Consider the following 20,644-nt stretch of genomic DNA (forward strand, 5'->3'; position numbering starts at 1 on the left):
TCCTTATCGGGTTAAGCTCGCCAAACTGGCGGCCAGTAGTTGCGTGCCTGCAACGGCATCATCAAGTTCAGTATGCTCATCAGGGTGGTGGCTAAGGCCATCGCGGCAGGGTACAAACAGCATCGCTGTTGGGCAGTGGTTGGCGAGGTGAATCGAATCGTGAAAGGCACCCGATACTAATCGCGGTGCAGTAATACCTAGTTCATGGGCGGTGTCATCAAGCAGAACGGTGAGGGTGGCGGGAAACGCCACTGGCTCAACGCGCGATAGCGATGTCAGTGTTGCTTTGCAGCCTGCCCAGGTCTGCTGAGCGAGCTCATTGAATTCGGCTTCCAGCGCTTTTAGCGTCGCTGCTTCGGGGTGGCGTAAATCAATAGTGAAGGTGACCTGATCGGGAATGGTGTTCACCGAGCCAGGGCTGACGGCAAACGTGCCAATGGTAAAACGCACGCGGTCTTCGCTATCTCGGGCGGCTTCTCGTAGTGCGGTTGCCAGCGCACAGGCGCCCTCTAGCGCATCGCGACGCATGGCACGCGGGGTGGTGCCCGCGTGGTTGGCGCTTCCCGATACGGTGACTTCATACCAGCTAACGCCTTGAATGCCTTCTACAACGCCTGCAGAGACACCCTGGCGCTCCAGAATAGGGCCTTGCTCAATATGCAGCTCAAGAAAAGCATGCATCGGAGTTGCCAACGGGCGACGGGGAACGCCTGCAGCGTCCAGTTCCGCCAGGCAAGTATCCAAGGCACGTCCCAGACTGACGCCGTCGTTGTCTTCGACTAAGCGCGTTTCATCCAGGCTTCGCACGCCGCAAAATACCGCCGAACCAGAAGTGCCGGGTGAGAAGCGCGCCCCCTCTTCATTAGTCCAACTCACCAGTGAAAGAGGGCGGCGCGGTGTAAACCCCGCCTGCTTAAGCGCGCGCAGTGCTTCAAGCCCTGCCAGCACGCCCAGCGCTCCATCGTACTTGCCACCCGTCGGTTGGCTATCCAAATGACTGCCCGTAACGACAGGCTCAAGCGCGGGGTCACTACCGGGCACATCAAGAAACACGTTGCCGATCGCGTCGACGCTTGCCCTGGCACCCAGTGCGCTGGCCTGCTCAATCAGCCAAAGCCGGGCGCGGGTGTCGTTGTCATCAAGCGCTAAACGCGCTACACCGCCGTCTGATCGGCCGCCCATCTTCGCGACCGTGGCTAAGTCGTTGGCAAGTCGTTCCGGGTTTACCGCTGCTGCTATCGCCGCCACATCAATGACGGGCTTCTCGGTTGGATAATGAAGGTGGCTTTCCATCAGGCTCTCCCTAGGGGATTTTATTCGTAGACTTCAAAATGTACCTCGACAGGTACGCAGTCTGCACCATTGATGGGAATAATGTCTTGCGGGCAGGCGGACATCGCCACGATACAGTCCATCTCAGCGCGTAGCTCGACATAGTCACCGGGTTTGGACACAGGCGGGCACCAGTCGACTTTCATCTGGTCATTAACGGGAATGTTCATCCATAGATTGAGCGGCTGAGGCACCTCGGGAGTGACAACGCCTATCGCTTTCATGGCTAAACGCAGGTTATCGGCGCAGCTATCGTGGTAGCCCTCAACACCCAGCGTCATATAGCGGAACAGGTCGCAGGCGGCCATTAGCGTGTCGTGGATACCCGGCGAAGTGTCGGCGGTGAGGGTCATGATCGGGCGGCGGCGGTTACTTATCAGCGGGTCGCCTGCCTGAGGAATCAGCGCGCTCAACCAGGCACGCCCGTGCTCCCAAGACATGAACTCGTTGATATTATCGGTGCTAAACGCCCAGGTGTCGCACACTTGGGTACCGTGGGTATTAATAATACGGATGGTTTGTCCGGCTTTTAGACGCACTGCCCGGCCGCCACGGGCGGCGACTTCGTAGCGCTTGCCTAACACCGGCGTGCCGTCGGGGGAGATGGGGTTTTCCAAGCTGTGGTTATGGCCGCAGGGTTCGCTGTTGCTGCGCGGCAGTTGCTCAATGCGAGCGTGGTCAAAGCGTGTATCAGAACTCATGGGATGCTCCAGGTGTTTTAATCGTGTTTAGGTGACTGAGTCAGTCGATATGGCGCTCACGCCAGGTATTAAGAAACTGTTGAAGGCGTTCGCTTTTTGGTTGGCGGAACAGGGTTGCGGGCGGGCCGCTCTCGACCACGCGGCCTTGATCCATAAAGATCACGCGGTCAGCCACTTTGGCGGCAAAGCCCATTTCATGGGTGACGATCACCATGGTCATGCCATCGGCGGCTAGCTTTTTCATGACATCCAGGACTTCGCCAACCAGTTCAGGGTCGAGCGCCGAGGTAGGCTCATCGAAGAACATTACTCTGGGCTTCATGGCGAGCGCCCGAGCAATCGCCACCCGCTGCTTCTGGCCACCAGAAAGGCTCTCGGGAAAGTGGCCTGCACGGTCAGCAAGGCCAACCTGTTCGAGCATGGCCATGCCTTCCACTTCTGCATCCTGCCGGGAAAGGCCGTTAACCAGACGCAGCGCTTCGGTCACGTTCTCCAGTGCCGTGCGATGGGGCCATAGGTGAAAGTGCTGGAACACCATGCCCACTGGCGCGCGCACTTCATCTACGCGCTTTTCACTGGTGCGCACACGCTTGCCGTTGCGATCCTCAAAGCCCAATAGCTGGCCGTCGATATAAACGCTGCCATGATCGTAGGGCTCCAAGAACGCCAGACAGCGTAGCAGGGTGGATTTACCCGAGCCGGAGGGGCCAATCACGCAGACCACTTCGGAAGGGGCGAGGCTGAAGTCGATGTTGGTCAGCACTTCCAGATCGCCAAACTGCTTACTGATACCGTGTGCCTCAACAATGGCTTTTTGTCGGGTAGGCGTAGGCGGTGAGAGTGTGTCAGCCGTTGGCATGGGAGTTATCCTTTTGAGCGACATGGCGCGGTTGACGATTGGCTAAGCGTTTTTCCAGCGCATAGCCGCCCCGGGCGACCAGTTCAATCATCAGCCAGTAGAGCAACGCAACCGCCAAGTAGGGCTCGATGACCTGAAACGTCTGATTAACGATGGTGGTGGCGTTTTTGGTCAGGTCATCCACTGAGATAATCGAAATCAGCGCGGACTCTTTCACCAAAATGATTAGCTGATTGGTGCCGGGCGGTACGATCAGACGTGCCATCTGAGGAATCTGAATACGTATCAGCGCGTGCCAGGGTGAAATGCCGAGCATTCGCGCCGCCTCAAGCTGGCCTTTGGGAATGGACTTGAAGCCGCCACGATAAATTTCCGCAAAGTAGCCTGCGCCATACAGCCCAATACCGGTGACACCGGCAATCTCAGCATCTAGCCGTAGGCCAATGCTGGGGCCGCCGTAATAGAGTAAAAACAACAGAATCAGCAGCGGGATGCCGCGGCAAATTTCCACATAGCAGGCCACCGGATAGCCGAACAGGCGTGGATTAGCCAGCCGTAGCGCCGCCAGCACCAGCCCCAATGAAACGGCTAGTAAGCAGCCGAAAAAGCAGATCCACAGCGTATTCCACAACCCTTGCAGAATCAGCCCACGGACGTCCCATAGCAGGGCAATATCAAACATAACGGACACTCCCCTATTCGGTGGCAAGACCGCCGGTCATGCGGTGTTCTAAGTAAGCGCTGAGTCGTGCCAGCACCAAATTGACCGCGAGATAAAGCAGCGCGGCAGCCAAATACGTTTCCAGCGGCTGAAAGGTGCGTGAGGCGATTTGCTCGCTAACGCGCATTAGTTCGGTAACGGCAATCACCGATATTAGCGATGAATTTTTGAGAATCGTGATGATCTCGTTCGTCAGTGGCGGCAGCGTCAGGCGAAATACCTGAGGCATGATGATGCGCCTGCGGGTTTGCCACGCCGAGATGCCCGCCATGCGCGCCGCTTCTATTTGCCCAGCGGGAATGTGGCTGATGCCGCTACGGAAAATTTCCGATTGGAAGGCGGCCGTATTCAGCGTAAGCGTCAAAATAGCGGCGGTAATAGGTGCGATCTCAATGCCGATTTCGGGCAGTAAGTAATAGACCAGCAGCAGTTGCAGCAGGATGGGGGTGCCACGCCAAAAGCTGCGGTAAAGCCCGCAGGGCCAGCGCACTAGGCGATACCGGCTGGTCAAACCAAAGGCCAGCAAAACGCCTAATACCAACCCCAATGCGATGGCGGAAAGCGAGACCACCAAGGTGGTGGTCAAGCCTTTGAGCAGCACAGGGTAGTGGTTGAGCAGAATCTCAAACATGTAGCACCTGTAAAATGAAGAAAAACGGCTTCACCAACTCAACCCTTTTTACTCGGCCGCTGGGAGTTCTAACGGTAGATCCATCGGGCCACCGAACCATTTTTCCTGTAGCTCATTCAGGGTGCCGTCTTCATTTAGGCGTTGAATCTGCTCATCCATAAAGGCGTTAAGGGATGCGCTCTCTTCGTCATCGCGTCCGGCCCAGGAGAAGTAAACCGGGTCGCCGAAAGTGCCGACCACTTCAAACACATCAGGGCGGGTGCGCTCGGCTTCGAGCAGGTTAGGAAGACTATTGATCACCACATCGACACGGCCCGTCCCTAGCTCGGCATAGGCCTCATCAACGCCTGTGTAGGTACGAATATCTGCAACGGGTGTTCCCGTTTCTTCTAACTCTGCGGCCAATGCCTCCAGCGCTTCTAACTGCGCTGAGCCTGCCTGAGCGGCGGCTACTTTGCCGGCGATATCTTCAGGTGAGCTGATGTCATCCTCGCCAGCGCGTTTGAGCATTGCCATGGTGGCATCGGCAATGGGAGCGCTTAAGTGGTAGCGCTCCATACGCTCGGGCGTGGCGGTGACCGACGTAATGACGTAGTCAAAGCGCTCTCGCTCCAGCCCCGGCAGAATGCCTTGCCAAGGGAGATCCATGCGGATCAATTCGACGCCCTCAAGCTCGCTCATGATGTGTTCCATGATGTCGGCGGAGTAGCCGACAATTTCGCCATCTTCTATGTATTCAAACGGGGCGAAGCGCGCTTCAGTGCCGACGGTAAAGGTGGCATCGGTGCGAATGTCGTCTAACAAATCGCTATGAGCGGTAGTGGCGAAGCTAACGCCAAGTAGGAGGCCAGCGGTAATAGTCGGGATACGTTGCATGGGGATGCTCCTCGGGGTGGTGATACTCGAATCAGCGGCTATCGCCTACTGAGCAAGAACCCCTTGAGTTAAGCAGGCGTTATGCAACAATAAAACTGTTATCTTTCGATGTTCATACCCATTTTATTGATGTTAATTGCACTAACTTAGAGCATGCCGATGAAACTCTCAGCCGCTGACCTGAAAAGCCTCTCTGTATTCCTTGCGGTGACCGAGCACCGTGGCTTTGCCGGTGCGCAAACGGCGCTGCATATGAGCCAGTCTGCTATCAGTTTTCATATTCGTGCTCTTGAGGAGCGGGTAGGGTTCACTGTCTGTCATCGGGGGCGGCAGGGGTTTGAGCTAACCGAGCGGGGCACCATTGTGTATGAGCGCGCTAAACAGCTGCTCTCTTCGGTAGACGATTTCGACAGCGAGATGAGCGAGCTGCGCAGCTCCGTTTACGGCACGCTGCGCTTGGGCGTAGTCGATAACACCATTATGGATGTCGAGCTTGATCTGCAAGGCGTGATTGGCGAATTCCTACGTAAGAATCCACAGGCGCGTCTCAATATCACTGTGGGCAGCCCTGATCGCTTGATTGGCGAGATTGCTAATGGAGCCTTACAGCTCGGCATCCTGCCGGAAACGGCGCAAATGGAAGGCTTGCAGCACCGTCAGGTCTACACCGAAGTACACGGTATCTACTGTGCAAAACGGCATCCGCTGTTTGCTCGTGACAGCGCTCAATTAACGGTTGAGGACGTCATCAATCACCCCTTTGTGGTACGCCCCTATGCCAACCTGCAAGAGCTTCAAAGTTTCCCCAATGCCCAGGTAGGTGCCCATGCATCCAATATGGAAGCCCAGGCGCTACTGATTTTAAGCGGCCACTTTATTGGCAATTTGCCCCACTATTATGCCAACCACTGGGTGGAGCGGGGCGAACTCAAAGCGCTGCTGCCGGATCAGGTGGAGATCGCTTCGCCGTTTTGTGTCGTTACTCGAGCCGGGCGACGCCCCTCGCTTATTGTGCGCTCATTTATTCAGGAACTTGTCGCCCGGCTTTGGCAACAGTCGCATCTGGTTGAAGCGTATAAAGGGGATGAGCTGTTGCCCAAGACTGGCTCAACTGATGATGCATCGTTCGATTAACTTGGCGCTAAAAATATATCCCCTCTACCCACCAAGACCGCCTGCCCCCCTACCGTCACATACCCAGGCGTTATATCACCATTGGCCGCCGTATAAATAACGCTGGGCCGTCCCATTTCAACGCCTTGATGAATCTTGCACTGCAGTGCCTCGTGCTTGAGTGAGGCTAAGTAGCCGGTTAACGCTGCTGCGGCGCTGCCGGTGGCTGGGTCTTCGCAGAGGCTGTCGTGCATACAGAACATGCGGCTGCGAATCACGGTCTTTTGTCCCGCTGAATGCTCCCTCGCGTACAGGTAGATTTGAACCGCACTGTTTGGCATCACGGCACTTGCCCAGAGGGCGGAGGAAATACAGACGCTCTCTAATGCTGCGATATCCGATAGCTCAATCAGGTGAAAGGGCAACCCGAAGGAGGCGATGACCGGATCGCCCACTACCTGATGGATATCTAACCCCAACAGCTCAACGGTGGTGGGGCGATCGAGAGTGCTGTCTGCCAGCATAACGGCCTTGGATGTTTTGAACGTTGCCCTACCGTTGGCCCATGTGATCGCGAGTTTCCCGATGGGCGGATGAAGCACCAAGGGTTGCTCTGGGTGAGCGAGTTTTAACGCCGCCAATAGGTGGGCAGTGCCTACCGTAGGGTGTCCTGCAAACGGCAGCTCCCTGGTCGGGGTGAAAATTCGCATGGGGTAGTGTTGTGGCGCTGACTCGGCGCTCAAGAACACCGTTTCCGCCAGATTTAACTCATTGGCTAGCGCTTGCATGGTGCAGGTGTCCAGCCCATCCGCGTTGAGAAACACGGCCAGTGGGTTGCCCGTAAAGTGCTGGTCGGTAAAGACATCCAGCAAGTAATACTCGGCGGTGGTCATACATCCCCCTTATTAGAGAGCGTCTGTTTCCAGAACGTTTGTTTTCCCTCCTGGCAGGCCTGTTCACGGGTGAGGCCAATATCTTTCAGCAAGTGGTCATCTAGCGTGAGCAGCTGCCGACGGCTGCGGCGGCGCTGTTGGTAGCGGCTTAGCTGGTAACGAAGCTGAGTGAGGCTGAAGCGTGGCATGGCGGCTCTCCGAGCGGTGGGGTGCCTGTTTAGGTTACGCAGCCTGCTGGTGGCAATACAGATATAGATTTTTTTATTTTTACGGTACAGATGGGGCGTGTTATACCTCTGTATGGCGAAACGAGATGCCTTCTGTATGGCAGATGAACCGAGCGGGGGTGGGCGTGATGACGCGTTATGAAGAGGTGGCGGCAACGTTACGGGAGCGGATTGAGCACGGGATTTATCGCGTGGGCGACCGGTTACCCTCTATTCGCGCGGTCTGCCAAGAGCTGAATGTGAGTATCTCAACGGCGCAAGAAGCGTACCGCCAACTCATGGACGCCGCACTGATTGAGTCGCGGCCAAAGTCGGGCTACTTCGTGCTGCCGTGTCGTATTCCCTCCGTTTTGCCCTCTGTTTCGCGACCAGCCCAGTGCCCGCTGGATGTCTCCCAGTGGGACCAAGTGCTAGAGCTGGTAGCTACCCAGCGAGACGACAAACGGCTGCTGCTTGGGCGCGGTGTGCCCAATCTTGAGGTGGCGTCGTTAAAGCCATTGTCGAAAATCCTCGCCGGGCTGCACCGTAGTAACGATCTGCACGGCTTTAATTACGACAAACTCAGCGGTAGCCCTGAACTGCGCCAACAGGTGGCGCGCTTGGCGGTGGCATCTGGCTGCCTGCTGCATCCGGATGATGTGCTGATTACCACCGGCTGCCAGGAAGCGCTCTCCATTGCGCTTCGCACGCTCACCCAGCCCGGCGATGTGGTGGCGGTAGATTCGCCCAGCTTCTACGGCACCATGCAGATTCTGAAAGCCAACGGTTTAAAGGCGCTGGAGATTCCCACCGACCCGCAAACCGGTATCAGCCTGGAAGCGTTAGAGCTGGCGCTGGAGCAGTGGCCTATTCGCGCCATTCAGGTAACGCCCACCTATAACAACCCGTTAGGCTATACCATGCCAGAAGCGCGCAAGCGGGCGCTCTATCAGCTTGCCCAACGTTTTGATGTGGCCATTATTGAAGATGATATTTATGGGGATTTGGCATACACCCAACCCAGGCCGCTCACGATAAAATCCTTTGATACCGACGGGCGCGTGCTGCTGTGCAGCGGTTTCTCGAAAACCTTAGGGCCGGGCCTGCGCGTGGGCTGGCTGGCCCCTGGCTGCTACCGGGAAAAGGCGCTGCATATGAAGTACGTCTCCACCGGCGCGTCTGCCACGTTGCCGCAATTGGCCGTGGCGGAGTTTGTCGCCAAGGGCCATTTTGAGCGTCATCTACGCGCTGTTTCCCGCCAGTATCAACGCCAGCGGGATATCATGATTAGCTGGGTGCAGCGCTACTTTCCGAAAGGGTCAGGCATTAGCTACCCGCAAGGGGGCTTTTTACTCTGGGTAGAGCTACCGGCGGATGTCGACTGCGTGCGCCTTAACGAGCGCTTAGCGCAACACGCCATCCATGTGGCGCCGGGGGCGCTGTTCTCTGCATCGGGTAAGTTTCGCCAGTGCTTGCGGTTGAACTACGCGTTTACCTTAACGCCTGCGATGGAAGAAGCGGTGCGCACGGTAGGCGAGCTAGCGCGTGAGATGCTCAGCGAGGTACGCGAGTCCTCACTGGCGATGAAGTAAGAGCAACGAGGTGTTCATTCAAGAAGGCCGCTGAAACGCTGCGCGCGCCTGTTCAACGCGTTCGCGAGTAATGCAATTTAACGAGTGATCATTGATCAGCCCCATGGCCTGCATAAACGCAAACGCGGTGGTGGGGCCGAAAAACTTCCAGCCGCGCTTTTTAAGATCTTTTGCTAACGCGATAGATTCCGGCGATGTGGTTTGCGTTTGTGGGGCAGGCAGAGAAGCGCTATCCGGTTCATAGCGCCAGAAAAACGCCGCTAGCGAGCCTTCTTGAACCACCATTTCCTGCGCACAACGCGCGTTATTGATGGTGGCTTCGATCTTACCGCGGTGACGAATAATGCCCGCATCTTGCAGCAAGCGCTGCACGTCCTCTTCGTCAAAACCGGCGACTTTATTGAAATCGAAGTGGTGGAAAGCCGCGCGGAAATTCTCACGCTTGTTCAAAATCGTTCGCCAGCTCAAGCCTGATTGAAAACTCTCCAAGCAGAGCTTTTCAAACAGCCGCTGGTCATCGTCAACGGGAAAGCCCCACTCGTGATCGTGATAGGGCAGAAACTCCGCTGCTCCGCCACACCACTGGCAGCGTGGGTGGCCGTCGGGAGCGATAAAGGCGTTGGCCATTAGCGCGCCTCCTGCCCGTCGAACCACTCCTGGGCCGTGCGCCAAAGGCACATGCCGGCGAAGTAAGCAGAGGTCAATCCTAAGCCCCATAGTGCCCAGGTAGCTTGATCAGGGGCTGAAAGGATTAACGCGGTCGCGCAGCCACACCAAAGCAGCGTCACAGCGATATTGAGCGGCATAAATAGGCGCACGCGAAACGGATGCAGAAACTTCATTTTCGTCACGGTCAGCATCGCCAGGACGAGTATTGCGCCAAGCGTCAGCAGTGGCGGTAAATCAAGAATGTAAAAATAGGCGGCGGCAATGTTCCAGGCGGCTGGAAAGCCTACGAAGTAATTATCTTGGCTTTTCATATCGACGTTGCAGAAGCAGAACATCGACGATAGCAAAATGATAAAGACCGAGATCAGCCCTAAATAGGGCGGCAATTCAATGAAGTAGTAAATGAACAGCGCGGGGATAAAGGCCCAGGTGAGGTAATCAATCACCATATCCAGCGTGGAACCATCGAAGTGGGGGAGTACGGACTTCACCTCATATTTGCGCGCCAGAGTGCCATCAATACCATCGATCATCATCGCCGCCCCCAGCCAAAGCAGGCAGGCCACCGGGTTGTTATCAACCAGCGCCAGCAGCGCCATCGTGCCAAGCAGCACGCCGCTGGCGGTGAAGACATGGACACTCCAAGCTTTGTAAATCGGTGCTCGGGATTCAGTTTGAGTAGAGAGTGATTGGACCACGGTAACCCCAGTGGGAACGCGTCGTCCCCTTGCTGTTGGATTGATTAATAAACGTTCAAAAGACGATACACTACTATAAGAAAGCCGTCAGGAAATACGCCGCGTATCCGTTGAGTGCCGCTTTACTCCATTGCCACGATGATTGAGTGAACCACGAGAAAGGTAACGTATGACCCATGTTCGCCCTGCCACTATTCATGATCTCGACGCTTTAACCGAACTGCTAGATGGCTATCGTCAGTTTTATCAACAGCCAAGGGATATCCAAGCAGCGCGTGCTTTTCTGCGCCAGCGCTTTGGGCAAGCGGATTCCCGTATTTTAGTGAGTGAAAACAGTGATGGCGCACTTACGGGGTTTGTTCAACTTTATCCCGGTGTTTCCACCGTCGGTTTGAATTCACGCTGGACGCTGAACGACCTTTTTGTTCTGCCAGAGTGTCGTGAGAAAGGAACAGGCAGGGCGCTCATGGAAGCCGCCACCCAGCTTGCCCGTGAACATGGCGTCGCGCGTTTGATATTGATGACGCAGGTAGAGAATGAGCGCGCCCAGCGGCTGTATGAATCGCTGGGTTGGCAGCGCAATACGGCGTTTTATGGCTATTTACTTGATGTAACGTAAAGCACTTAACAGCTATTTAGCGGACGTTCTCCGGCAACTTACACACATCCACCCAGTGGGCACCAGCCAGCTCGGCCAAGTGCTTGGGGCTTAAACGCACCGCGCTGTTCGGTGATCCCGCCGCGGGCAGCACTTCATCGAATGCGTGTAGGGATTCGTCGCAATAGACTGGGAGATCCGTCGCCAGCCCGAACGGGCATACTCCGCCCACCGGATGACTGGTCAGTTCCATCACGGTGTCAGCATCGAGCATTTTAGCTTTGCCGCCGAAGGTATCGCGGATTTTGCGGTTATCGATCCGTGCATCGCCACTGGCCACAATCAGCAGCGGTTTCTCGCCTACTTTAAACGCCAATGTTTTCGCAATCTGCCCAGGGGCGACACCGTGAGCCTCGGCGGCGAGCTGTACGGTCGCGGTGCTGGTTTCCAACTCTTCAATGGCCACCTCTGGCGCGTGCTCGGCAAAAAACTGGCGAACGGTCTCGATGCTCATGGTGTGCTCCTTAGGCAAGTAGAATCGCTAATCTAACTTGCCAGCGTGGGCTTAGCCAATCCATGGCGGCGTGACGATACGTGATGGCTCCCGCTGCATGATGATCTCACCGTGCCGCACGGAAAGTAGTACATCACCTTGGTTGCGCAGCACGATGTAGTCATCTTCGCCCTCTAGTAGATTGAAGCTGGCCGGTTTGCCCACTTCTATGCCGTAGCGCGATTCGATATTCATAGTGCGGGCGCTGTTATCGGTAATCAGCGAAAGTGCGCTGCTAAAATCCTGGTAGCCCATCATTTGGCAGATATGCAGGCCAAAATCGAGCGTGCGTAGCAACTTGCCGTTACCTAACGAGTACCAGGGGTCGAAGATCGAGTCTTCTGCAAAGCAGACGTTGATACCTGCTTCGTTAAGCTCTTTCACGCGGGTGACACCCCGCCGTTTTGGGTAGGTATCAAAGCGCCCTTGAAGGTGAATACTCTCCGTTGGGCAGGAAATAAAGTTAATGCCCGAGCGCTTGAGCAACAGAAAGAGTTTAGAGCAGTAGGCGTTGTCGTAAGAGTGCATCGCGGTAGTGTGACTGGCGGTCACGCGGCTGCCTAACTCATTGAACAGAGCCTCGCAGGCCAGCACTTCAAGAAAGCGCGAGTTGGGATCGTCGATCTCATCGCAGTGCACATCCACCAAGCGGTCATACTTCATCGCCAGCTCAATCACCCGCTTCATGGAGGCCACGCCTAGCTCGCGGGTGTATTCAAAGTGGGGAATACCACCCACCACGTCAGCGCCGATCTCCAGCGCCTCCTCCATTAGCTTGTCGCCGCCAGGGTAAGAGAGCAGGCCATCCTGAGGGAAGGCCACCACCTGGATGTCGATCTTATCCTTCAGCTCATCACGCAAGGCGCAGAGTGTTTTTAGCCCCACAAGGCTTGGGTCGCTGGTATCGGCGTGGGTGCGCACAAACTGAACGCCGTTACCGATGAGTAGGTTTAAGGTTTTTAACACGCGTTCGCGAATGTCGGCCTCGTTAAGCAGCGGTTTGCGCTCGCCCCAGCGCTCAATCCCTTCAAACAGCGTGCCGCTTTGGTTCCAGCTTGGTTCACCCGCCGTGAGGGCGGCATCTAAGTGGATATGAGGCTCGATAAACGGCGCGCAGATGAGCTTGCCGCCTGCATCCAGTTGTTCAGCGGTTGCCGTTTGTGGCGAATCTTGTGCCGTGATATCTGTGAATAGGCCGTTGCTTATCTCGATTCGGTAAAGCTCCGGGCGTTGGCGCAGGCGTGCGTTAACAATTTGCATAGGAGTACTCACTTATTATTTAGCGGTAGCAGAGACGTGGTCACTGAGCGTTGCATGCTTTAACCGTAGCAGCAGCGCGTAACTTCCCGCAGCAACCAAAACGCCTACCAGTGGTGGTAGAAGAGGAGAGAAGTAAGCGGCGGCTGCACCGGTCGCATAGGCAGTTAAACCACGACGGTTGAAATCAGGAAGCTGAGCGGTGGCGAGCGAGGGGTACTGACCTTTATGTTTCAACCAAAAGTCAGCCATGATCACTCCGCCCATGGGCGGGATAAATGTACCCAGCAACACTAGGAAAGGGATGAGCAGGTTATACATGCCGCCCACGGCTAGCACGGTGCCAATGGCGGCTCCTCCGACCGTGACCAGTCGGCGCTTTTCCGTGCGCAGTAAGTTGCAGCCCGCCACAGCGAAGTTGTAAATGGTGTTGTCTTGGGTGGTCCAAATATTCAGAAACAGCATCAGCACGGCGATGGAGACAAAGCCCTGAGCGATGAGAACATCGACGATATCTGCCTGCTGGTAAATCATGGTGCCCAGCGCACCGGTCAGCACCATTAGACCGTTGCCAATGAAAAAGGCTGCAAGCGTTGCGATCACCGCAATTTTCGGTGTCTTGGCAAAGCGGCTCCAGTTGGTTGCTTGAGTGCCGCCGCTAATAAAAGTGCCGATAATAACGGTAATCGCTGCCGCTACGCTCATACTCTCAGAAGGTGTTTTCTGGCTAAGCCCTGCAAACCCTCGTACATCCACCAATCCGGTGAACAGGCTGATCAAAATAAATAGCATCATGGCGGGAACGGCAAAACGTGACAGCCAATCCATGCCTTTATAACCAATCATGGCAGTTATGCAGAAACCGAAACCAAAGAGCACCATTAAGGGGATTTCCAACCAATCAGGCATTCCAGTGGTGCGTACCAGCACTAGTGAAATGGTTGCGGTACCCCAGGCGTACCAGCCAATTTGAGTAAAACCAAGAATAAAATCAGACAGTTTGCTGCCTTTTTCACCAAAGCAGAAGCGGCCCATCAATACAGAGTTCAGACCGCTTTTACATGCGATATAAGCAAGCGAGGCTGCATAAGCGCCTAATAGCAGGTTGCCAATTAGAATGATCAGTAGTAGTTGACCGATTGGAAAAGCTTGGCCTAGCGAGCCTCCGGCCCACATGGTGGCGGTAAAGAAGGTAAAACCAAGAAGCACGGCAGAGGTTGAGAGTAAGCCTTTGCGTGCACTTTGGGGTACTTCACTAAGTGGGTAGTCAGTTTGGTGCATATCAAGCCCCTTTTGAATTACAGAGTGAAACCATTAAGTTTCAGCAAAAGGCATGCCAAATAAGCCGCTCAATTCAGAGGCGTAGCGTTTAAATGGTGTACTTATGAATGTTTCATTTAGTGATAGTTTGTTAATTAATCATGAGCCTACAGCTATTGCTGAGAGGTCGATACCGTTACTCCAAGATTTTGGTCGCTTATAGCATCTGTGCGGATGGCCATAATGCAGATTAAAGGACACGTACTGCATGCAAGAGGTCAGTGCTGACAACGCGCCTGTTTCCAAGGTTAAGCTTCCGTGGCATCGCACGGTGGTGGGCAAAGTCGCCATCTTTATGCTGCTGGGCGTTGTTTTTGCCTACCTGATGGGCGCGATGCTGGGTTTTACCATGGTCGAGCGTAGTGCCCGCGGCCAGTGGGGGCGCGAAGCTCAGGTCAATGCACAGATTGTCAGTGCCACCATTCGCCGAATTTATACCTCCGTCGCTGTGCGTACCGATTCCACTGGTCAAGTGAATCAATTGGTCTCTGCACGCTCCATTGGCGATGAAGACTCGGTGCTCAGCAGCGGGTTCAGCCCTATTGATGTGCTGGCGTTGGCCAGCGCCCAAACACGGCATAACGTGTGGCTCTTTGCATTTGATGCAAGCGGTACCTTCACTCCGGTGGCAGATGCTTATAACAGCACCATTGAGGAGATGATGTTCCCGGATACGTTTGAGCTGAGCAATGACGTGTTAGCCAACGAGTTTTATGTAGGCTTTGCCCATATTGGTGAAGAGGAGCACTTCGTGAGTGCTCTGCCCATTACGACACCCCAAGGTGTTTTACACGGGGTTGTGGTCTCAAGCATTGGCTTAAAAGGTGAGCTTTATCAGGTGCACCGTGACCTGATACTCAAAGTGGTGGCGTCGTTATTCGTTGTGCTGCTAGCCACTGCAATGTTGGTCAGTATGCTGATGAATCAGCTGTTTAAGCCTGTTCCCCGCCTAATACGTTCCCTCTCGGATATTGCCCAGAATAAGACTGACCGTGCCACGCCCTATACGCAGCGCAGCGATGAGATAGGCTGCATGGCGCAAGCGATTGAGGCGTTGCGAAAGAAAGTCGAAGAGCGTGAACACCTCTTAGAGGTGAAAGAGCAGGCGCTGCGCTACCAACATTTAGCGCATCACGATGCCTTAACCAAGCTGCCGAACCGGGTGCAGTTCAACGACGCGCTACAAGAAGCCGTCATGCAAGTGCCTGATGGCACTCCCTTTAATGTAATGATTTTTGATTTAGACCGATTCAAATCAGTGAACGATACGCTCGGCCATGCGGCGGGCGATGCGTTGCTGGTGGAGGCGAGCCAACGAGTAAAAGGGCTGCTGGAAGAGTGTGATTTAGTCGCGCGGTTGGGAGGTGACGAGTTCTCCATTATTCAGCACGCTAATCACGACGCATTAGCCGAGGCTAACCAATTAGCCCATCGACTGGTTCAAGTTCTACAGGAGCCATTCTCGATTGATGGTCATGAAGTGCACATTGGTGTCAGCGTAGGCATTGCGCTGGCACCCAGAGACGGCACCAGTAGCCATTCACTGTTACGTAGCGCGGATGTGGCGCGAGTTAAGCTCAAGTCTGGTGTATGGGAGGAGATAGGAAGGGTGGCGTATCCTGTTGATTGATCACGACCAAGATCTCAACCAACAGAGTGGATACGCCATGACCGATTCTACCCTCCGGGCTCTTTCACAACCAGAACCTCAGGTCGCTGACCCGCTGCACGAGCTGCTGCGCCAAGGTGCCCGTGACTTGATTGCCAAGGCTGTCGAGGCCGAACTGGCTACCTTCTTGGCGCAGTATGCCGATCAGCGGCTCGACGATGGACGCCAGGCCGTGGTCCGCAACGGGTACCTGCCCGAGCGTACGGTCCAGACTGGCATCGGGGATGTCAGCGTGCAGGTGCCCAAGGTGCGAGACCGCAGCGGTGGAGGCGCTCGCTTTAATAGCAGCCTGCTGCCCCCCTACCTGAAGCGGGCCCGCAGCATCGAGGAGCTGATCCCCAGGCTCTACCTGAAGGGAATCTCCACCGGCGACTACCAGGAAGCCCTGGCGGCGCTGCTGGGCGACCAGGCCAAGGGGCTGTCAGCCAACACGGTGTCGCGGCTCAAGAAGCAGTGGAAAGACGAGCATGCCGAGTGGCGAAAGCGAGACCTGGCCGACCGTCGCTACGTCTACTGGTGGGCCGACGGAATCTATAGCAACGTACGTCTGGATGACCGCCTGTGCCTGTTGGTGATCATCGGCGTCACCGAGCAGGGCCGCAAGGAGCTGGTGGCCGTCGAGGACGGCTTCCGCGAGTCGGCGGACAGCTGGGAGACCCTGCTGACAGGTCTGCGAGAACGCGGCCTGACCCAGGCTCCCACGCTGGCAGTGGGCGACGGTGCCATGGGGTTCTGGGCGGCCTTGAGCAAGATCCACCCAGAGACCGACCATCAGCGCTGCTGGGTCCACAAGACCGCTAACGTACTGAACAAGCTGCCGAAGTCGGTACAGCCCAAGGTCAAGGCCGACCTGCATGACATCTGGATGGCCGAGACCCGCTTTGATGCGCACAAGGCCTTCGATCGCACGCTGAAACGCTTAGAGGCCAAGTACCCCAAGGCGATGGCGTGCCTGGCCAAGGATCGGGACGAGCTGCTGGCGTTCTACGACTACCCGGCAGAGCACTGGGTGCATATCCGCACCACCAACCCGATTGAGTCGACCTTCGCCACGGTGCGCCTGCGGAGCAAGCGGAGCCGGAACTGCGGCTCCCGAGCGACGACCCTGGCGATGGTCTTCAAGCTGCTCCAGAGCGCCGAGAAGCGCTGGAAGCGCATCAAGGGGTTCAGCAAGCTGGAACTGGTCGTGAACAACGTCCGGTTTCAGGATGGAGAGCAGGTAACCGATCAGTCAGACAGGACTGTCGCCTGACCGCCATCCACCAAGTTTGACTATAACTCTAATTAAAATTATAATGCTGGCTCCCATCAAGGGTTTGTATTTATGTATTTCAGTACACTAGGAGGGAACTAAAAATGAAAGCATCAAGCATCAAGCATCAAGCATCAAGCATAAGCTCGCTCTTCTGACCTCCGCCGCGTTTCTAGCCGGTGCCTCTTCCGCTGCCATGGCGGCTCCGCAGTTCTATGCCGGTGCTCAAGCCGGTTACCAAAATATTGATGTGGAAGAAACAGTTTCAGGTAACTGGGGCTCTGAGTCCACAGACTATTCTGGTACTGGACTGGCGGGTGGCATTTTTGCTGGTGCTAAATTCGATATTACCCCTGAATTCTATTTGGCTCCTGAGCTCAACTTCGGTTATAGCAACGCTGATGGCGGTGTGAGTGACAGTGGTGGAGGCTCCAGTTCTTCCTATGAGGTTGAAGCCAAGCAGACCTATGGTCTCGCCGCTTTGGCCGGTTACAACATTACCGACGCCACCAGTGTCTACGGTCGTTTGGGTTATCAGTGGACCAAGTTTGAAGCAACATATAGCGCAAGCGGCATCGGATTCCCATCCATCTCTGAAAGTGAGAGCAAAACATTCGGTGGCGTTCGTGTTGGCGTAGGCATGGAGACCGCAGTCGCCGAAAACGTTGCGCTACGCCTGGATTGGTCCTACACCGACTACTCCAGCGAATCATTTGATGAGTCCGGCGACACCCTGACCTACGATCCGACTGAAAGCCTTTTCCAGATAGGCGTCGCGTTCAAGTTCTAACCGACTGCGCTGATTTCGATCCCATTTTTGCCCGGCGTCGGTTTGACCGCCGGGCTTTTTGCGCTTGCTCATAGCGCCGTGCTGTCACCTGTCCTTAATTACTGGCCGAACCGCCCGCTATATAAGGCTGCTATCGGATAGAATGGCCGTGGTCACTCAACGGTATGCATGGGCTTGATGTCGAATTCCTTATCGTTTTCCCTGCGGCGTCTGTGGACGCTGGACAAGTTCGCTTACAGCCTGCGGGTTTTCATTGCCTTCAGCGGTGCGCTGTTGTTGAGCTGGACGCTGGCCGATATCACGCAACTGCTGCCGCTGTTTCTCGGAATTATCGCCAGCGCGTTATCGGAAACCGACGATAGCTGGCAGGGTCGGCTCCGCTTGCTGATCGTGACCCTGCTCTGTTTCAGCGCTGCCTCGTTGATCGTGCACTGGCTGTTTCCCTGGCCGTGGCTGTTTGCCCTGGGCCTGGGCGTGGCGACCTTTGTGCTGATCATGCTGGGTGCCATCGGTCAGCGCTACGCCACCATTGCGTCGGGTGCGCTGATCCTGTCGCTTTACATCATGATTAGCATCGGTCAGCAGAGTGGTGTTGCGCCGGAGGAGAGCTGGGCGCTACTTAGTAGATAGCGACTTACGTGCCATAACGTCTTGTTTTGGATTTAATTGCATAAAATCAAATGTTTACTATTTTGGTTGGCGGCATTTTTGAATGGCAAAAACTCACGAAATTTCGTTAATAACGATATTTCGTTGTTTAAATAACGAAAGTTCGTGATTGGCCCGTTGTTTGTATGGAGTAAGCGACATCCTGCTGGCAAATGAGGAGCCTGCGATGCACGCTGCCACCCTGAAAGATGATGCTCACCCGACCTTAACGCTGATGGCGCACCACACGCCGCTGGCCATGGTGATTATTGACCCGCTCAGCGACCGGTTAATTGACGCTAATACAGCGGCGTGCCAACTGCTGCTGATTCATGAGCAGCCGCTTACGACCCCTTTTAGCCACCGTTTAAGCGCTTCATTGCCGCTATGGGTCAGCTTTACCGATGAGGTGCTGACCACCGGCCAAGGATGGTCGGATGATTTGGTGCTGCTGGATAGCGTGCGCCAGCCTCGCCATGTTGAGGTCTATGGGAAACGCTTACACGACTCCTCAAAGCTGTTGCTGACGGTGATTGATCGCAATAAAGCCGAGCAGCGCCGCGCTAAGGCGGAGCTTAGCCGCCAGCACCGCCAGGGGGAGGTGGGTTGGCAGCGAGTCGAGCAGGTGTTCGAGCGAATCGAAAAGCAGAACCAGCTGATTCTAAGCGCCGCCGGGGAGGGTATTTACGGCTTGGATGCGGAGGGTAAAACGACCTTCGTTAATCCAGCCGCTGAGCGCATTCTCGGCTGGAGCACCGAGGATATGGTGGGTCATGATGCGCATTTAATGTTTCACCACACCCACGCCGATGGTAGCCACTTTCCGGTACAGCAGTGCCCTATTCACGCCTCGTTTAGCGATGGCCAGGTGCACCATGTGGATGACGAAGTGTTCTGGCATAAAAATGGCGAGGCCATTCCCGTGGAGTACACCAGCACACCGATTTTTGAAATGGGCCGATTAGTGGGAGCGGTGGTCCTGTTTCGCGATATTCGCGAGCGTAAGCGCGCCGAACAGCAGCTGCGCGATGCGCTGGAAGAGGTGGAGTCGCTCAAACGCCGGTTGGAACTTGAGAACCAGTACCTGCAAGAAGAGATTAAGGCCGAAGTGAACCACCGCAATATCGTGGGCAACAGCCCGGCGGTGGCCAAATTGATCCAGCAGATTGCCATGGTGGCGCCGACTGGGGCCAACGTCTTGATCAGCGGTGAGTCCGGCACGGGCAAGGAGCTGATTGCCAGGGCCATTCATGCCGGAAGTGGGCGCAGCGACCGGCCGCTGATTCGGGTCAACTGTGCCGCCATACCGCGAGATCTGTTCGAAAGCGAGTTCTTTGGCCATGTCAAAGGGGCCTTTACCGGGGCGATGCAGGATCGTCCGGGGCGTTTCGAGCTGGCCCACGGCGGCACGCTGTTTCTTGACGAGGTAGGAGAAATTCCGCTGGAGCTGCAGAGCAAGCTGCTGCGCGTATTGCAGGATCAGCAGTTCGAGCGAGTGGGGGATAACCGTACCCGCGAAGTGGATGTGCGGGTGATTGCGGCGACCAATCGTGAGTTAAAAGAGATGATCGATGCCGGGCAGTTTCGCGAAGATCTCTACTTCCGATTGAACGTCTTTCCCATCGACTCCGTTCCACTGCGCAAACGCATCGAAGACGTGCCGCTGCTGGCCCGCTACTTCTTGCATCGCGCCTGCCTGAAGTTCAACAAACCTGGGGTGCGAATACCGCCTGCGCAACTTGATGTCCTCACGCGTTATCCCTGGCCCGGCAATATTCGCGAGTTGGAGAACGTCATCGAGCGTCAGGTAATCGTAACGCAAGATCAGCGGCTCTCTTTCGATGATCTTTTGTTGGTAGAGCCACTATCTCGTCACACGGCGTTCAACGAAACGTCGCACGATAGTAGCGAGTTGCCCGACCACCTGCTCACCGAGCAAGCGCTGTGCCATCAGCAGCGGTGCAATGCACTAAAAGCGTTGAAAGCCGCAAACGGAAAAGTGTCTGGGGCAGGAGGAGCGGCTGAGCTGTTGGGCATGAAGCCCACCACGCTCACTTCACGACTGCGAAAATGGGGCATCGATCCCCGGCAATATCGCAGACGCCAGCGCAAAAGTACGTCAGCCAACGATGCTTTTGACTAAGGTTAGGGAGGATCTGCTTGACATCCGTTTGTACACACAAATCAGGCAACTTCAAGTCTAGCATACATACATGAATGTAACTATAATGCCACTCTTTCATAATGGTGCCGTGCTGCGCCGTCT

Annotated in this window: 20 protein-coding genes and 1 pseudogene; 8 read left to right on the plus strand and 13 right to left on the minus strand. The window is 55.5% G+C overall.

Annotated elements, in window-relative coordinates:
* Positions 1 to 3 precede the first annotated feature (3 nt).
* From AC13CY_RS14635 to AC13CY_RS14660, 6 genes are read right to left on the minus strand one after another with little or no spacing between them, the layout of a single operon-like run.
* Positions 4 to 1,293: a M20 family metallo-hydrolase gene (locus AC13CY_RS14635; RefSeq protein WP_058578126.1), complete on the minus strand. Its 1,290-nt coding sequence runs from the start codon at positions 1,291 to 1,293 to the stop codon at positions 4 to 6.
* A gap of 20 nt (positions 1,294 to 1,313) precedes the next feature.
* Complete coding sequence (locus AC13CY_RS14640) at positions 1,314 to 2,033, minus strand: DUF1989 domain-containing protein (RefSeq protein ID WP_058578127.1); 720 nt, start codon at positions 2,031 to 2,033, stop codon at positions 1,314 to 1,316.
* Between the two features lie 40 nt (positions 2,034 to 2,073).
* Complete coding sequence (locus AC13CY_RS14645) at positions 2,074 to 2,892, minus strand: amino acid ABC transporter ATP-binding protein (RefSeq protein WP_058578128.1); 819 nt, start codon at positions 2,890 to 2,892, stop codon at positions 2,074 to 2,076.
* The gene (locus AC13CY_RS14650) at positions 2,879 to 3,574 is read right to left on the minus strand and encodes an amino acid ABC transporter permease (RefSeq protein ID WP_054641438.1); all 696 of its coding nucleotides are present in this window, start codon (positions 3,572 to 3,574) and stop codon (positions 2,879 to 2,881) included. Before AC13CY_RS14650 ends, AC13CY_RS14645 begins: the two co-directional genes overlap by 14 nt.
* A 13-nt stretch (positions 3,575 to 3,587) precedes the next feature.
* Positions 3,588 to 4,244, minus strand: coding sequence for an amino acid ABC transporter permease (locus AC13CY_RS14655; RefSeq protein WP_054641439.1), 657 nt, complete (start codon positions 4,242 to 4,244; stop codon positions 3,588 to 3,590).
* A 48-nt stretch (positions 4,245 to 4,292) separates the two neighbouring features.
* Positions 4,293 to 5,120 carry a transporter substrate-binding domain-containing protein gene (locus tag AC13CY_RS14660; RefSeq protein WP_058578129.1) on the minus strand — a complete coding sequence of 276 codons (828 nt, stop codon included), beginning with the start codon at positions 5,118 to 5,120 and terminating at the stop codon, positions 4,293 to 4,295.
* Positions 5,121 to 5,279: 159 nt separating this feature from the next.
* Here AC13CY_RS14660 and AC13CY_RS14665 point away from each other — a divergent pair, with 159 nt between their 5' ends.
* The gene (locus AC13CY_RS14665) at positions 5,280 to 6,254 is read left to right on the plus strand and encodes a LysR family transcriptional regulator (RefSeq protein WP_058578130.1); all 975 of its coding nucleotides are present in this window, start codon (positions 5,280 to 5,282) and stop codon (positions 6,252 to 6,254) included.
* Here AC13CY_RS14665 and AC13CY_RS14670 read toward each other — a convergent pair.
* Both AC13CY_RS14670 and AC13CY_RS14675 read right to left on the minus strand, forming a co-directional pair.
* Positions 6,251 to 7,126: a PhzF family phenazine biosynthesis protein gene (locus AC13CY_RS14670; protein ID WP_054641442.1), complete on the minus strand. Its 876-nt coding sequence runs from the start codon at positions 7,124 to 7,126 to the stop codon at positions 6,251 to 6,253. The genes AC13CY_RS14665 and AC13CY_RS14670 overlap by 4 nt on opposite strands.
* Positions 7,123 to 7,314 (minus strand): DUF1127 domain-containing protein, encoded by a 192-nt coding sequence (locus AC13CY_RS14675; protein ID WP_054641443.1) that lies wholly within the window; start codon positions 7,312 to 7,314, stop codon positions 7,123 to 7,125. Before AC13CY_RS14675 ends, AC13CY_RS14670 begins: the two co-directional genes overlap by 4 nt.
* Before the next feature lie 167 nt (positions 7,315 to 7,481).
* Between AC13CY_RS14675 and AC13CY_RS14680 the strand changes: the two genes are divergently transcribed.
* Positions 7,482 to 8,924 (plus strand): aminotransferase-like domain-containing protein, encoded by a 1,443-nt coding sequence (locus tag AC13CY_RS14680; protein WP_054641447.1) that lies wholly within the window; start codon positions 7,482 to 7,484, stop codon positions 8,922 to 8,924.
* An 18-nt stretch (positions 8,925 to 8,942) separates the two neighbouring features.
* Here the strand turns inward: AC13CY_RS14680 and AC13CY_RS14685 are convergent, their stop codons facing one another.
* Both AC13CY_RS14685 and pcsA read right to left on the minus strand, forming a co-directional pair.
* Positions 8,943 to 9,551, minus strand: a complete 609-nt coding sequence (locus AC13CY_RS14685) for a DNA-3-methyladenine glycosylase I (protein ID WP_058578131.1) — start codon at positions 9,549 to 9,551, stop codon at positions 8,943 to 8,945.
* Complete coding sequence (gene pcsA, locus AC13CY_RS14690) at positions 9,551 to 10,291, minus strand: phosphatidylcholine synthase (RefSeq protein ID WP_228168742.1); 741 nt, start codon at positions 10,289 to 10,291, stop codon at positions 9,551 to 9,553. Before pcsA ends, AC13CY_RS14685 begins: the two co-directional genes overlap by 1 nt.
* 169 nt (positions 10,292 to 10,460) lie before the next feature.
* Between pcsA and AC13CY_RS14695 the strand changes: the two genes are divergently transcribed.
* Complete coding sequence (locus AC13CY_RS14695; protein ID WP_062363059.1) at positions 10,461 to 10,910, plus strand: GNAT family N-acetyltransferase; 450 nt, start codon at positions 10,461 to 10,463, stop codon at positions 10,908 to 10,910.
* Between the two features lie 16 nt (positions 10,911 to 10,926).
* Here AC13CY_RS14695 and AC13CY_RS14700 read toward each other — a convergent pair whose 3' ends face one another.
* Genes AC13CY_RS14700 through codB form a run of 3 tightly spaced genes read right to left on the minus strand, consistent with a single transcriptional unit; the run spans position 10,927 to position 13,980 of the window.
* Positions 10,927 to 11,403: a YbaK/EbsC family protein gene (locus AC13CY_RS14700; RefSeq protein ID WP_062363062.1), complete on the minus strand. Its 477-nt coding sequence runs from the start codon at positions 11,401 to 11,403 to the stop codon at positions 10,927 to 10,929.
* 51 nt (positions 11,404 to 11,454) lie between these two features.
* A complete protein-coding gene (gene codA / locus AC13CY_RS14705) occupies positions 11,455 to 12,702 on the minus strand; it encodes a cytosine deaminase (RefSeq protein WP_058578133.1) in 1,248 nt (415 codons plus the stop codon).
* 15 nt (positions 12,703 to 12,717) lie between these two features.
* The gene (gene codB / locus AC13CY_RS14710; RefSeq protein ID WP_058578134.1) at positions 12,718 to 13,980 is read right to left on the minus strand and encodes a cytosine permease; all 1,263 of its coding nucleotides are present in this window, start codon (positions 13,978 to 13,980) and stop codon (positions 12,718 to 12,720) included.
* A gap of 247 nt (positions 13,981 to 14,227) precedes the next feature.
* Here codB and AC13CY_RS14715 point away from each other — a divergent pair, with 247 nt between their 5' ends.
* From AC13CY_RS14715 to AC13CY_RS14735, 5 genes and pseudogenes are all read left to right on the plus strand, one after another.
* Complete coding sequence (locus AC13CY_RS14715) at positions 14,228 to 15,649, plus strand: HAMP domain-containing protein (RefSeq protein ID WP_483052696.1); 1,422 nt, start codon at positions 14,228 to 14,230, stop codon at positions 15,647 to 15,649.
* 37 nt (positions 15,650 to 15,686) lie between these two features.
* Positions 15,687 to 16,940: an IS256 family transposase gene (locus AC13CY_RS14720; RefSeq protein WP_074210897.1), complete on the plus strand. Its 1,254-nt coding sequence runs from the start codon at positions 15,687 to 15,689 to the stop codon at positions 16,938 to 16,940.
* Positions 16,941 to 17,094: 154 nt separating this feature from the next.
* Entirely contained in the window at positions 17,095 to 17,730 is a 636-nt protein-coding gene (locus AC13CY_RS14725) for an outer membrane protein (RefSeq protein WP_483052753.1), read from the plus strand.
* Between the two features lie 177 nt (positions 17,731 to 17,907).
* Positions 17,908 to 18,324: pseudogene (locus AC13CY_RS14730) on the plus strand (FUSC family membrane protein); the annotation flags it as partial.
* 241 nt (positions 18,325 to 18,565) lie between these two features.
* A complete protein-coding gene (locus tag AC13CY_RS14735) occupies positions 18,566 to 20,521 on the plus strand; it encodes a sigma 54-interacting transcriptional regulator (RefSeq protein ID WP_083602225.1) in 1,956 nt (651 codons plus the stop codon).
* Positions 20,522 to 20,644: the final 123 nt, after the last annotated feature.

It is taken from the genome of Vreelandella sp. L-15 (assembly GCF_056857635.1).